The sequence below is a fragment of the Streptomyces sp. NPDC048603 genome (assembly GCF_043199475.1).
GTDB lineage: Bacteria > Actinomycetota > Actinomycetes > Streptomycetales > Streptomycetaceae > Streptomyces.
Genome location: NZ_JBICVY010000014.1, coordinates 169,103 through 182,566 on the forward strand (window position 1 = coordinate 169,103; position 13,464 = coordinate 182,566).

The 13,464-nt window shown below is 73.4% G+C and carries 10 protein-coding genes; 8 read left to right on the plus strand and 2 right to left on the minus strand.

Going from position 1 to position 13,464, the window contains the following annotated elements:
- Positions 1 to 119: 119 nt before the first annotated feature.
- Positions 120 to 710: a TetR/AcrR family transcriptional regulator gene (locus ACGFQ9_RS31065; protein ID WP_393578398.1), complete on the plus strand. Its 591-nt coding sequence runs from the start codon at positions 120 to 122 to the stop codon at positions 708 to 710.
- A gap of 21 nt (positions 711 to 731) precedes the next feature.
- On the opposite strand, the gene corA is transcribed toward ACGFQ9_RS31065, so the two are convergent.
- Positions 732 to 1,820: a magnesium/cobalt transporter CorA gene (gene corA, locus ACGFQ9_RS31070; protein ID WP_393578399.1), complete on the minus strand. Its 1,089-nt coding sequence runs from the start codon at positions 1,818 to 1,820 to the stop codon at positions 732 to 734.
- A 142-nt stretch (positions 1,821 to 1,962) separates the two neighbouring features.
- Positions 1,963 to 2,805, minus strand: a complete 843-nt coding sequence (locus tag ACGFQ9_RS31075; protein WP_393578401.1) for an alpha/beta hydrolase — start codon at positions 2,803 to 2,805, stop codon at positions 1,963 to 1,965.
- 299 nt (positions 2,806 to 3,104) lie between these two features.
- Here ACGFQ9_RS31075 and ACGFQ9_RS31080 point away from each other — a divergent pair, with 299 nt between their 5' ends.
- The 7 genes from ACGFQ9_RS31080 (at position 3,105) to ACGFQ9_RS31110 (ending at position 13,455) form a co-directional block, all read left to right on the plus strand.
- On the plus strand, positions 3,105 to 4,205 hold the full coding sequence (locus ACGFQ9_RS31080; protein WP_393578403.1) for a hypothetical protein: 1,101 nt from the start codon (positions 3,105 to 3,107) through the stop codon (positions 4,203 to 4,205).
- 32 nt (positions 4,206 to 4,237) lie between these two features.
- Positions 4,238 to 5,332 (plus strand): alpha/beta fold hydrolase, encoded by a 1,095-nt coding sequence (locus tag ACGFQ9_RS31085; protein WP_393578404.1) that lies wholly within the window; start codon positions 4,238 to 4,240, stop codon positions 5,330 to 5,332.
- A 580-nt stretch (positions 5,333 to 5,912) separates the two neighbouring features.
- A complete protein-coding gene (locus tag ACGFQ9_RS31090; RefSeq protein WP_393578405.1) occupies positions 5,913 to 6,065 on the plus strand; it encodes a thiazolylpeptide-type bacteriocin in 153 nt (50 codons plus the stop codon).
- A gap of 110 nt (positions 6,066 to 6,175) precedes the next feature.
- Complete coding sequence (locus tag ACGFQ9_RS31095) at positions 6,176 to 8,872, plus strand: hypothetical protein (RefSeq protein WP_393578406.1); 2,697 nt, start codon at positions 6,176 to 6,178, stop codon at positions 8,870 to 8,872.
- A complete protein-coding gene (locus ACGFQ9_RS31100) occupies positions 8,866 to 9,906 on the plus strand; it encodes a hypothetical protein (protein ID WP_393578408.1) in 1,041 nt (346 codons plus the stop codon). Before ACGFQ9_RS31095 ends, ACGFQ9_RS31100 begins: the two co-directional genes overlap by 7 nt.
- A gap of 1 nt (position 9,907) precedes the next feature.
- Positions 9,908 to 11,434: a hypothetical protein gene (locus ACGFQ9_RS31105; RefSeq protein WP_393578409.1), complete on the plus strand. Its 1,527-nt coding sequence runs from the start codon at positions 9,908 to 9,910 to the stop codon at positions 11,432 to 11,434.
- The gene (locus ACGFQ9_RS31110; RefSeq protein WP_393578411.1) at positions 11,431 to 13,455 is read left to right on the plus strand and encodes a YcaO-like family protein; all 2,025 of its coding nucleotides are present in this window, start codon (positions 11,431 to 11,433) and stop codon (positions 13,453 to 13,455) included. Before ACGFQ9_RS31105 ends, ACGFQ9_RS31110 begins: the two co-directional genes overlap by 4 nt.
- The last annotated feature ends 9 nt before the right edge of the window (positions 13,456 to 13,464 follow it).

A 13,464-nucleotide genomic window follows, 5' to 3' on the forward strand; every position in this document is an offset into this window, starting at 1 on the left:
ACGGGCGGCCTGGCAGCCGGCCCTCGCGTCTGACATCATGAAGGAAACGGAACCTTGTTCCACATACGATACGGAACACAGTTCCGCTTCGCAAGGCCCGTCATGGAAGGAGCTCCGCGGTGAACGAGAGCAGCCCGCGCCAGGGAAGTCCGGCCGCCTCCAAACGCAAGGACGCCCAGCGCAATCGGCAGACCCTGCTGGACGCGGCCGCCGCGGTCTTCGTCACCTCCGGCGTGGACGCACCGGTACGCGAGATCGCCGCCGAGGCAGGAGTCGGGCTCGGCACCTTCTACCGCCACTTCCCCAACCGGGCCGACCTCGTCATCGCCGTCTACCGCCACCAGGTCGACACCTGCGCCGAAGCCGGCCCTGCCCTGCTGGCAGAGGGCCCGACACCCTTCGCCGCCCTCGAGAACTGGGTCGGCCTCTTCGTCGACTTCCTGGTCACCAAACACGGCCTGGCCGCCGCGATGCAGGCCGACAGCAGCGGCTTCGAGAGCCTGCACGCCTACTTCCTCGACCGCCTCCTGCCGGTGTGCACCCAGCTCCTCGACGCCGCGGCGGCCGCCGGCGAGATCCGGCCCGAGCTCGACGCCTATCACCTCATGCGCGGCATCGGAAACCTCTGCATCGGCACCGACACCGACCCCCGCTACGACGCACGCCGACTCGTCGCACTCCTCATCACAGGGCTGCGCCGGGCATGCTGACCGCCGGCGTGCCTCGCGGGATCAGAGCCAGCCGTTGCGGCGGAAGCTCCGGTGGATGACGAAACAGGCGACGGCGATGACGCCGAGCACGGCGGGATATCCGTACGTCCAGCGCAGTTCCGGCATGTGCTCGAAGTTCATGCCGTAGACGCCGCACAGCATGGTCGGCACGGCGACGATCGCGGCCCAGGCGGTGATCTTCCGCATGTCCTCGTTCTGGGCGACGGTCACCTGGGCGAGATGCGCCTGGAGGACGGAGTCGAGCAAGGCGTCATACGAGGCGATCTGCTCGATGACCCGGCTCAGATGATCGGCCACGTCGCGGAAGTACGCGCGGAAGTCCGGCTCGATGACGGGCATCGGCTGGGTGGCGAGCTGCTGCAGCGGACGCTCCAGTGGCGCCACGGCCCGCTTGAGCTCCAGCAGTTCCCGCTTGAGCTGGTAGATCCGGCCCGCGTCGCCACGGCCGCCGCTCTCGCTGAAGACCGCGCTCTCCACGGCGTCGAGGTCGTGCTGCACGGCGTCCGTGACGGCCAGGTAGTCGTCGACCACATGGTCCGCTATGGCGTGCAGGACCGCGGCCGGCCCCTTGGCCAGCTGCTCCGGAGCGGTCTCGAGCACCTCCCGCAACGGCCCCAGCGAGCCGTGACCGCCGTGCCGGATGGTGATGACGAAATCAGTCCCGACGAAGGCCATGAGCTCGCCGGTGTCCACCACCTCGCTGGTCGCGGTCAGCTCGGCGTGCTCGACGTAGCGCACCGTCTTGAACACCGCGAACAGCGTGCCGTCGTACCGCTCCACCTTCGGCCGCTGATGCGCGTGCACCGCGTCCTCGATCGCGAGCGGATGCAGCCCGAACAGCTCCGCCAGGCCGGCGAACTCCTCCTGGTCCGGCTCGTGCAACCCGATCCAGACGAACCCGTCCCCGGCCTTGCGGACCCGCCGCAGCGCCTCCTCGACCTCCTCGCACCCGTCCTGCCGCACACCCGCCAGGTAGACGACGCAGTTCACCACCGCACTGCCCAGCGGCGACCGCGCCGGATGGCTCAGATCCACGGCACGCCGATAGCTGCGGCGAACCGCCTGGCGGATGCTGCTGAACACGGACACTGCGACTCCTTCGGGCAGACCGTCGGCCAGTCTGCCACCCACCGAACGAGCCGTTCCGCATCGAGGCCCCTCCTCGAACCCGGGCGAGGTCAGGTGCCGTCGAAGTCGGTCCGCGCCGGTGCGGGGCGGGCCCCGCGCACCCTCACCCCGTGAACGGGGCCAGGACGGAGGTGAGGCGCTCCTCGTCGATCAGATCGAAATGGTCGAACTCGGTCAGTTCGACGGAAACGCTGTCGCGGTCCCCGTGTCGCCCCATTGCCGTACGCATGGCCGAGAGGTGTTCTCCGTACGCAGCGGAGAGAACGAGCCGTACGTGGTCCGCCACACGGGTCACATTATGCAGCCGGGCCCCAAATTGGTCGTAACCGTCCGGGCGCCAGTACGTGATCATGTCCCGGGACAGTTGCGCCACGTGTTCAAAATCCTTCGGAGCCACCTTTGCCAGGTAGTGGCAGAGTGACCGGAACCCGTCCTTGTCCGGAGCGAGATTGACCAGTCTCTTGAAAGCCGGAACCGGATCTGTCGGGTCCGCCTCCGCGAACAGGCGGGAAATGGTCATGGTCGATTGATTGACATTGGGATCGAGAAGAACGGCGGCGTGGACCGCTGTGATCCCGCGCCCGCCCTGCCAGTGTTCCGCGAGCTGCAGGATCAGGTCGGCGCCGAGCGAGAACCCCAGCAGGACGATCTTCTTGCCCGCGTTCTCACGGCTGACCTGCTCGACGAAGGCAGCTGCCAGCCGGATGTGAGAGGCCAGCGGGACGGGCGGGATCCCGGCGGACCGGTCCGGTTCGTAGCCACGGAGGTTCAGCGCGATGCCGTGGGTGTCCGTGTGGCTGAGATAGCCGAGGTAATCCGTTGCGTCGAGGCCCAGACCGTGGAAGAAGAATGTGAGCGTGTCGGAGTCCGACTTTCGTTCCAGGTACCTCAATCCGGTCGACGTTCGTCCTTCGGTCACCTGACCGAAAGCCAACGCAGAGGTCATACGGACCACCCTCTGGCAGATGTGTGCGGCAAGTGCGTGAGCGACTCTAGACCAACGCCGCATGAGATGTGCCGAATTGGGTAACGGGACCACGATCCGGTGTCGGCGGAAGTGGGGAGCCCGTCGGCGTTCTGGACACCATCCGGGACTGTCCAGCTTAATTGTCTGGCACTCGCACGGCTACCGAACCCGCAGAACGCGAACCGTGGATTCCGGCACGTGGTCCAGTCAGCCGAACAAGAGGGGGCGCTTCGGTGATGTCCGACGGCAAGGACCTTCTGATACGCATGTTGAGCGATATGCAGCAGCACGAGCAGGGCAATCACGGCTGGTCGGTGGTCCACGAGTCGATGGCCCTGCTGGCAGGGTCCGGCTCCGCCCCGGCCATGGACCGGCTGCTGGAATCCGTGAACCGCGCCCGGTCCCGGATGAGCACCTCACACCTCGTCACCCTCATCGGCATCGCCCTGCGTACCGTGGCCGCGCAGGACTCCCGGGCCAAGGCACTCTTCTCACCCGAACTGTCCGCCTCCGACCGGGCCGAGTTGCTCTCCAGGACGCTGGAAGAGCACCACGACCGGATCACGACCGTGCTCACCAGCCGCTCCAACTCCTTCACCGGGGCCCGCCGCTTCCTCATACCCCAGCTGCTCCTCGGGTCCTACGCCGCGCACCACTCGATCCACGCGATACGTCTGCTCGACGTGGGTACCGGAATCGGACTGCTGCTGCGCCAGCTGAACAACCGGGCGGTCTTTGACCGGTTCGCCCGCGACCTGGAGTGGAGCCCCCAACCGCCGCCGTACCGGACGATCCCGCTGGTCGAACGGCACGGGGTCGACGCCCCGCCCCTGCCCACCCTGGAGTGGGTCCGGGCCTGCCACGGGCCCTCGGCCTACTACGACGAGCGCTTTTCCGAGGTTCTCTGGTCGCTGGAGCAGACGACCTCCGCCGGCACCTCCGCCAGCGCCTCCGCCGGCACCTCCGCCGAGGTCTCCCCCACCATCTCCGCCCTCGACATCCTCGATCTGCGGGCTCTGGCCGGATATCTCCGCACCCACCGAATCAACGTCGTGACCTGCAACTTCGTCCTATACCAGTACGACGAGGCCACCCGTGCCGAGGTCATAGCGACGATCAAGGAGGCGCTCTCTCCGCCCGGGCTGCTGCTCGGCATGGAGCCACGCGACGGGCTGCGGCGGATGGGGGCCCGAGTGGAGGCCCACCTGACCGGCGGCACCGGCAGCACCGGTCCACTCCATGTCGCCGACGTCTCCGATGCCCATGTCCTCGGGCGGGCGACGGCCGGCCCCGGGTTCACCGAGCTCACAGGACTGGCCGGAACAGCCGGAACAGCCGAACCCGCCATGTCCGACAGGCCGGGCGGGCCGGTCCGGTGAGGGCGCTCGACACCGCCAGGCTGACTGCGTTCGTGACCCGGCATCGCGGGCCCATCGCCGTGGCCGGTGGGGCGGTCAGCCTGTTCGTCGGGATCTACAGCGACGAGGCCCGCGCCATGCTCGCGTGGACCTGGACACACGTGGCCGCCGGCGGAACCCTGGTGGCCGCCGGGGTCGCGGCCGTGTTCTCCACGGCATGGTGGGCCCGCGGCCGGGTGGAGCGCCGCCGCGAGCTCCAACGGGAGGTCACCCCGCAGTCGTTCGAGATCCGCGCCGACGACTTCGACGGCGACCTCCCGTCGGACCAGGCAGTCATCGGCCGTGAACTGCGATACCTCGAACGGCGTACGTCCTCCTCGCATCTGGTGGTCCTGCTGCACGGACTCGGCCTGGACGCCGAGGACTTCCGGCCGTACATGAACAGGGCGCGGCAGCACACCATCGCCATCACCGCGTTCGGCCACAACGTCGAGGACGCCCGGGACAGCCGGTACGGGCCCATCGGACTGGCCACCCACACGGACCTGATCAGCGGCGCCGTCAACAACCTGTGCCGGCAGTACCCGCACAAGAAGCTGACCCTGGTGGGCTTCTCGGTCGGGGCGGACATGCTGTTCCGGCTCGCCGCACTGTGGACCGCGCACCCGGACCGCAAGCCGAAGGTGGCCGCCGCCCTGCTGCTGGACCCCAACATCAACCACTCCACGATGATCATCACGGGCAGCGCGGCGCAGATGAACCCGGACGATCCACTGACCGAGCTCAAGCGGATCGCCAACATTCCGCGCTCCCCGGTGGAGTTCCAGAACGTCTGCGAGTACCTCCACAAGATCACCGAGAAGGATTTGCACCAGGTGCAGCGTTACGCCTCCGAGCTGTGGGCGGACTGGGAGCCGGAGGGCCGCTACGACCTGTTCTTCCGCCGCTTCGACCAGCTCCAGGCCATGTCCGGCACCGTGAAGATCTTCTTCTCCACCCACTTCGAACGTCACTTCAACGAGGTCGTGGGCATGGCCCGCCAGCGTGGCGTGCGCCGGGTCTTCGACCTGCGCCGGGTGGACCACTTCGAGCTGTGCCGGGAGACCTTCCTGGTCCGCGAGGTGGACGCCCTCACCCGCCGGCGCTGACCCGGCTCCGCCGACGGCGTGGAACCAGCCGGATCTGGGGCGGCATAAGGACGTTCCGCCGGGTCGCCACGCCCAGGCGGCGGGCGTTCTCCAGGCCCTTCTCCTCATGGCCTCCATCGTCGTGGGGATGTGGCCGCTGACCATCATCGCCGCCCCGTTGCTGCCGCTCACGATTGCCGCCCAGATGGTCGACCGAGGCCACAGGGCAGTAGCGGGGAGGTCAGGCCGGGGGTCGGGCGCTCGGCGGTGACCTCCAGGCGCAGCCGCAGGTGTCCCGCGAGCCCGGGAAGGCCTCCGTGCGTCCCGCGGGTGACCGAAATGGCATGCATCATTCCAGAAATTGCCGGTGAAGTTCAGCCATTCGCGGGCGCCTTGCATCGGCCGGGCCGAGGCCGCAACAGCCCGGAAAACCCCGGGATCTCGGACTTTGACGGACAGAAGCGGAATGTCTGATACGCCTCTTGGTCCTCAAGATCGTCAGATCGTAGCGTCGGTGATCCATCCACAAGAACCGGTCACCGGCCGGTCGTCGAGAACCCTTGACGCACCCGGTCGTGGCCTACGAATCCAAGGAGGCGTCATGAACGCTCTGGACATCGACTTCGAGGAGTTCTCCCTCGACGAGATCGCCGTCGAGGACGTGCCCGACACCACCGGCCTGCCGGTGATGGGGGCCTCCAGCGGGGCCTCGTGCTGCCGGGCCAGCTGTTCCTGCTGCAGCAGCAGCAGCTGATTCGCCGCCGGGGGCCGGTCGCGGCCCCCGGCGTGCCAGCCGTACCGGAACCACTCCCGGCCGGGCCCCACAACCGGCAGGCCGGGCAAGCCAGAAGGGCACCGCCTGCCATGCGGCGATTCGTCGTGGCCGACACGGCCGCCACACGGGTCAACCTCCTGCCGTACACCCCGCTCGTCCGGCCACGGACCGCCGCCGCGTGGGACCGCCTCGCCGCGGCCGCGGACCGCGCTCTGGTGGCGGCACGCCTCGCCGACGGTGCGCTCGCCGAGTCGGCCGGAGCAGCCGGAGCCGTCCGCGCGCCCGCCGCGCACCTGCGCATGCGCCGCAGGATCCGCGAAAAGCCCCTCACCCCGCTCCCCGCGGCGGCAGCCGGTGGTGACGCCGCGGCCGTCCCGGCCGTCGCGGACTGGCAGGCAGCCGCCGAGCGGTACCGCACGCTGCTGGAGCAGGTCGCGCACGAGCGGGCGGCCGCCGCGGCCCACGAGCGCCGTGCGCTGAGCCTGCTCTGTGCCGAGGAGGAGCTCGCCTCCTCCGTCGAGCTGATCAGCCCCTACCTGGGCGCCGCCGTCCGGCGGTACGCCGCCTCCGGCGGCGACGACGCCGCGCGGGCGGACCGCAAGTCCGAACCGCGCATCACCGCGTACGCGCTGCGGGCCATGACCCGGACCAGCCCGCGCTCCCGGTTCACCGCGGTCGCCCTCTCGGCAGCGGAGGACGACGGGCCGGCGCCCGGTCCCGGGTCGGCCGCCGCCCGCTGGGCGGACGCGCCGCCCAGCGTCGCGCTGCGCACGGTGGAGGTCCAGCGCGGCGCTCTGCTGTCCGCCCTGGAACCCGCGCCGCGGCCCGGGTGCCCCGTGCGTCTGGCTCCGCTGCTGCCGGCCGCGCCCGGCGAGCTGGCGTTCATGGCCATCACCCCGGCGCATCCCCGCCCGCGCAAGGTGACACTGCGCCGGGCCCGGGAACTGACCGAGCTCACCGCCGTCGCCCGGTTCGGCGTCCACGCGTGGGAGGAGGTGGCCGGGCGGCTCGCCGAGGCTCTCGACTGCCCGGCCGCCCGGGCCGAACAGGTCATGCGCGCGGCGCTCCGGGCCGGGCTGCTCGGTCCCGCGCTGCCCGTGGACGACCAGGACCCCAATTTTCTGACGGCATGTCACGACGCCCTGCCCGAGGCCGCGGCAGGAGAGACCGGCGGCGAGGCCGAGGACGGCCGCGAGGTCCAGGACGGCGCCGGTCACGGCGGTCTGCGCGCCGTCGTCGCCGAACTGGCCGAGACGACCGCGCTCCTGGCCGGCGACACCGCGGCCGCCCGGCCCGCCCTGCATGCCCGGTTCCGCGCGGCGGCGGCCCGGCTGCCGCACGCCGACGCGCTGGCGCCGCAGCTGTACGAGGACGCCGTTGCCGTCCTGCCGCCCCTCCCCGGGCCCGAGGCGTCCCCGGCCGCCGCCGCGGCGGCCCTGCTGCCGGTGCTCGGGGCCTTCGACCTCAAGGCCGACCTGCGCATCGGCCTCCAGGCCGCGGTCCGTGCCCGCGGCGGGGCGGTCCGGCTGGTGGCCGAGGCCGAGAACCTCGCCGCCGACGCCGCCCGGCTCGCCACCTCGGCCGCTGCCGGTGACACCGGGGCACCGCCCGCCGGCGCACCGCTCGACCCGGACAGCCGGGCGGCGATGGTGGGCCTGTGGACCTTCCGGCGGCGCGTGCTGGCAGACCTGGCCGACCTGTTCGAGGCCGCCGTAGCGGCGGGGGACGGCGTCGATGCCGTCATCGAGGACGAGCACCTGAGGACCTGGGCCGCCGCCCTGCCCGAACAGCTCCACCCGGACGGCGCCTCGTACGCCCTGATGGCCCAGTACGCGGACGGCCAGTGGGCCGCCAACGGCTGGTTCGGGGGCTACGGCGCCACGGCGGCCCGGTTCCTGGAGGCCGATGCCGCCTCCGGCGGTGCCGCCACCGCCGGCCTGCGCGCCCGGCTGCGCCGCGTCCTGGGCCCCGCGGTCGCCGAGGACCGGGCCGCGCACGGGTTCAACACTGGCTGCCACCCCCCGCTCCTCGACCGGGAGATGACCGCGCGCGACTGGGCGGGCGCCGTCCTCGTCGACGAGGGTCCGGCCGGCCGGCTGCGCTGGCGGACCCCGCGCGGCCTGCGCCCGGTCACCATCGGCTCCACCCGCTGGGACCTGATGCCCGCGCCCGGCCGGATCGCCCTGTGGCTCCAGGGAGGGGGCGTGATCGCGTGCGCCTACGACCACGCCTTCCGCGAGCGCGCCCGCCCCGGCGCCGACGGCGTGATCGCCGTGCCCCGGCTCCGCCACGGCAACCTGGTGCTCCAGCGCCGCCGCTGGTACCTGCCGGACGCCGGCGTCCTGACCGGGACCCACCGGGGATCGTCCGACGACCTGCACCGGCTGGTGCGGCTGCGGGCCGAACACGGCGTACCCGCACGGTTCTTCGTCAAACAGCTGCCGGAGTGGGAACGCGGCGAGGCGCTCGTGCCCGACGTCACCTCGCGCCCCGTGTCCCAGCCCAAGCCCCGCTACGTGGACACGGCCGGTGTGCTGGGCCTGGCCTCCTTCGCCAAGGACGCCGCCGACTTCACCCATCCGTACCTGGAGGAATGCCTGCCCGGACCGGTGGCCGGCCACCACGTGCGCGAGGCGGTCTACGAGTTCGACCTGGCCGGGGCGGACGACAGGACCGGCGCCGACGCCGCCTCCGGGTCCGGGTCCGGGTCCGAGGCCAGGGCCGGGGCCGGGCGAAGCGCCGGTCCCGGTACCCCTGCCGGCCACGAGGAGGGCTCCGCGTGCTGACGACCCTGCGCGTCCACGACTACCGTTCCGACACGCTGCCGCTGCTCACCGAGGGGGCGCTGCCCCTGGTCGCCGGTCTCGCCGCCGACCCGGCCCTGGACGTGTGCTTCCCGACCCGGCACTGGGACGGCGGCCCCCACCTGGCCCTGCACCTGGGCTACGCGGCCCCCGCCGCCGACGTCCTGGCACAGGCCCGCCGACGGCTCGCCGCGGCTGCCGGGCACGGCTGTGCCTGGACGCCCGAGGAGTACGCGCGCCGGGCGGGCGCACTGGCCCGGGCCGAGGGCGTGGCGGTCCGCCACGAGCTGCCCCACCCGCACGGGTCGGTGCTCGTGTCCGCCGACACCGTGGTACCGGGGCCGGTGCAGGCCGTGCGGCACCGGTTCCTGACCGCGCTCGCCCGTGAGCTGGCCGGCCTGCTGCCCGCGGACCCGGCGGCCGCACGGTCCAGGGCCCCCGGCACCGCGCTGCGCTGGATGGCGGCGCTGGCAGCCGCGTACCCCGGGGGCGCGCGGTTCGGATCCCTGTCGTTCCGCTCCCACGCCGAGGCGTTCCTCGCCTCCCGGCCCGGGGGCGAAGAGCTGCGGGCCCGTTTCGCCTCCGCGGCCGAGCGGTACGCGCCGCAGACCGGGCAGCTGGTCGACAGCGCCCTGCACCGGCCCGAGGAGCTGCCCGGGTACGCCGCCTGCGCCACCGCGCTCGCCGAGCTGCGCGACCCGCGGCTGCACGGGGACCTGGAGGAAGCGCTCGCAGGCCCGGCCGGCCCGGACGCAGGTGGCCCGGACGCGGCCGGCCCGGACACCCACGGAGTGCCGAGCGCCTTCCACCGGCGGCTCGCCGAACTCGGCTTCGGCGAGCGCACACCCCCCGCCTTCCAGGCGTACCGGGTGCTCGTGAACTGGCTCTACGAGGCCCTGCAATGGCTCGGCGTCACACCGATCAACCGATACCTGTACTGCCACTGCCTGGCCCACGCCGTCGACGAGCGGCTCGGCGAGCCCTGGCAGGACCGACTCACAGCGAGGCCCTCCTGACATGCGCGTGAAACTCCGCCCCAGCACCGTGTACGGGGCCTACCCGGAAGGGGTGTTCGTGCAGACCCCGCGCGGGGCCTTCACCCTGCGCCTGCCCGCACCCCTGGCCGAACCCGCCTGTGCCTGGATCCGTGCCCTGGAGCAGCCGCGTACGGCGGCCGACCTGGTGGCCGCGGCCGGAAACCCGAAGGCGGCGCCGTTCGTCGAGCGGGTCATCGACCGGATGCGGGCCCAGGGAGCGCTGGTGGACGCGTACGAGGCACCGCCGGGCCTCCCCGAGGCCGCGGTGGCGTACGTGGAGAGCTACAGCGACGACCCCGCCGCCGCACTGCGCGCACTGGCGGCGGCCGAGGTGTCGGTGGAGGCCGCGTGGCCGCAGGCGGCGGCCGCCGAAGCCGCCCTCGTCGCACGGGGCGTGCGCGTACGGGTGGTCAGCGGGACGGAGGAGGGCGGCCGGGGTCCCTCCGGGGCGGCCGCCGTCACCGGCCCGGGGCTGGGCATACGGGTGGAAGCGGCCGGCAGCCGCCTGTGGGTCGTCTCGTCCGCTCTGGCGGCGGACCCGGCAGCCCTTGCCGCCCTGCGCGCCCGGCTGACGACCGGGACGTCGGCCGCCGGCGCGCCTCCGGTGCCGGACGCGGCGGCCGCCGAGCTCGCCGCCCAGCTCGCCGCCGAGCAGGCCTTCAAGGAGATCACCGGACTGGCCGGCCGCGGGTCGCGCACCGTGCACGTGGTGGACTCCCGTCCGCTGGGCTGGCGTTCGCTCGTCCTCACCGGCGACGGCGGCGCCGAAGGCCCCGATGCGGCGGCACTGATCGGCCGGTACCGGACGGACACCCCGGCCGACTGGACCCAGCTGCCAGCCTGCCTGGCGCGCGTGGTCCCCGGGCCCGGCACGCCGGACGGTCGGGCCGCCGCGGGCTGGGGAGCCACCGGCGGTGAGGCGGACGACGAGGCACTACGGGCCTTCCTGCGCGGCTCCGACCCGGAGGGCGGGGCCGGTACCACCGAAGGCGCGGCCCTGCTGGACGCGGCGCTGCGGCTCGCCGCCCTCGACCGGCAGGCGGACGGGCGTGTTCCGTGGCAGGAGGAGGATGCGGGGCGGACGGCGCCGTCAGGCGCCTCCTGGCGGTACCGCCTGCACGAGGCCCCCGGCGGCCTGGTGTGCGCCGAGGCCGCGCTCACCCCGCCCGTCGGGGCGGAGGGCGACCGGGACGGCGGCGCGGCGGGACGGCCCGCGGTGTGGCACGGCACCGCCTGGGGCCGGGACCGCACGTCCGCGTCGGAGGCGGCACGGGCCGCCGCCCGGGCCCGCGCGCAGCTCGCCGGGCACGACCCCGAGCTGGCCGGGGCGCTCGGCCCGGACTGCCGTATCGCGGAGGAGCTGGCCACCTCGGCGCGGCCGCACGACCTGGCCGCCGAACTGCTCGGTCACGGCGTCGGGTTCCGGCCCGCCGACCGTGACCCCTTGCTCGGCGCGCACCCGTTGGTGCACGGCACGCTGGTCCGTGGCGCGCGGGGCGACCGGTGACCGGGCGGATCGCGGTGCACGCCGCGACCGGGACCGAGTGGCCGCAGGCCGCCGCCCTGCTGACGGAACTGGCCGGAGAACAGTCCGCGCTGGTGGCGCTGGTGGCCGGCCACGACGCGGACTGGGAGCAGCAGCGGATGGCCGAGGCCCAAGGCCTGGGCCTGCCCCTGCTGCCCGTGCGCCTGTGGGGCGCCGAGGTGGAGATCGGACCGCTGTGGCAGCGGGACGCGGCCGTCGGCTGCCCGCTCTGCCAGGTCTCCGCCCACCTGCGGACGCGCGGCATCACGGACCCGCCGCGCCGGCTCGCGGCCGGGCCCGGCCTGGCCCGGGCCTCGGCCGCCGCGCTGGCCGCCGCCTGCGGGCTGGTCCGCCGACAGCCGCCGGGACCGGGGGAAACGGTCGTGGTGGGGCCGGCCGGTACCTCCCGGCACCGGGTGCTGCCGCAGACCGGCTGCCCGGGCTGCGGGGGCTCCGTGCCGGGGGCTGACGCGGGCGCCGTCCTCGGGCGGGAAGCGGACGGGCTCCCAGGGCCGGATGCCGACGCGGACACCGACGCCGACACCGACACCGACACCGGCCGTGGCGTGTACGACGGCGCCGGCCGCGGCATCAACGATGGCGCCGGCCATGGCGCGGACGCGGACTCCCGCCGTGGCGCGGACGAAGACACCGGCCGCGGCGCGGACCCGGCGCTCGACCGGGCACTGCGGCAGGTACCGGGGCCGGACCTGTCGGTGTCGACGCTCACCACACTGCTCGTCGACAGCCGCTACGGCCCGGTGATCGGCCTCCAGCCGGTTCCCGACAGTCCGGCCTCCCTGGTCGCGGCCGTCCACGCCCGGCACGGCAAGGCCTCCGAAGCCGCCGGCTACGGCCGTGGCCGCACCATCGCCGCTGCCTCCCGCCTGGCGCTGCTGGAGCGCCTGGAGCGTTCCGGCTCGGAGGCCGTCGTCAGCGCGGCCCGGCCGCTCCGCGCCACGCACCGGGAGCTGCCCGGGCGCGCCCTGGACCCGCGCCGGCTCGGCGACCTCGCACCGGAGCAGTACGCCCACCCCTCCTGCCGGGTCGATCCGTTCTCCCCGGACGACGTCCTGCGCTGGATCCCCGCCCGCGTATGGGGCACCGACGAGGAGTGCTGGGTGCCGCTGGAGGCCGGCTCCTACCACGTCCATCCCGAGCCCCGGCCCGGACAGAAGTGGGGACGGGTGCTGTACGAGTCCTCCAACGGCTGTGCGCTCGGCGCCACCCTCGACGAGGCGGCACTGCACGCCCTGCTCGAACTCCTGGAGCGCGACGCGTTCCTGCTGACCTGGTGGGCGGGGCGGCCCGTCCCCCGCATCGACTGGAGTTCGGTCACGGACCCCACCACCGTCGAACTGCGCGCCGCGATGCGCCGCGCCGGCTACGAGGTGGACCTGCTGGTCCTGACCCGGGACGTACCGGTGCCGGCGGTGTGGGCGCTGGCCCGCAACCCCCGCTCGCCGGACAAGTACAGCCTGACGACGGCCGCCGCCCACCCCGATCCGGCCGAGGCGGTGCGCGCGGCGGTCGCGGAACTGGCCCCGCTGGTCCTCGGGGACGTCGTCGCCCCCTCACCGGAGCGGGCCCGCCTGCTGCGTACGGACCGCTGGAACGTCACCGACCTCGACCACCACATCGAGTGGTACTCCGTGCCCGAGGCCGCCGGTGCCTTCGAGCCGTATCTGACGGGCCCGTCTGTGCCGTTGGCCGAGGCGTTCCCGCGTTCCCCGCTGCTCGGGGCCGCCACGCTCGGGCAGGCCCGGCGGCGGTTGCTGGGGCTGCTCGCCGACGCGGGCATGGACGAGGTACTGGTCGTGGACCAGACCGGGCGTGAGCACCGGGCCGCCGGACTGCGCGCGGTACGGGTCCTGGTGCCCGGAAGCGTCCCCCTGGCCTTCGGTTTCGCGCACCAGCGGGTGCTGGGCCTGCCCCGGCTGCTCGCGGCGGCGGGGGAAGGGGAGCTGTCCCTGGAACGGCTCACGGTGCACCCGTTCCCCTGACCTGCGTGC

Coding starts and splice junctions, on each gene's coding strand:
- ACGFQ9_RS31095 (WP_393578406.1), top strand. CDS start 6,176: ATGCGGCGATTCGTCGTGGCCGACACGGCCGCCACACGGGTCAACCTC.
- ACGFQ9_RS31105 (WP_393578409.1), top strand. CDS start 9,908: ATGCGCGTGAAACTCCGCCCCAGCACCGTGTACGGGGCCTACCCGGAA.
- ACGFQ9_RS31090 (WP_393578405.1), top strand. CDS start 5,913: ATGAACGCTCTGGACATCGACTTCGAGGAGTTCTCCCTCGACGAGATC.
- ACGFQ9_RS31075 (WP_393578401.1), bottom strand. CDS start 2,805: ATGACCTCTGCGTTGGCTTTCGGTCAGGTGACCGAAGGACGAACGTCG.
- ACGFQ9_RS31080 (WP_393578403.1), top strand. CDS start 3,105: ATGCAGCAGCACGAGCAGGGCAATCACGGCTGGTCGGTGGTCCACGAG.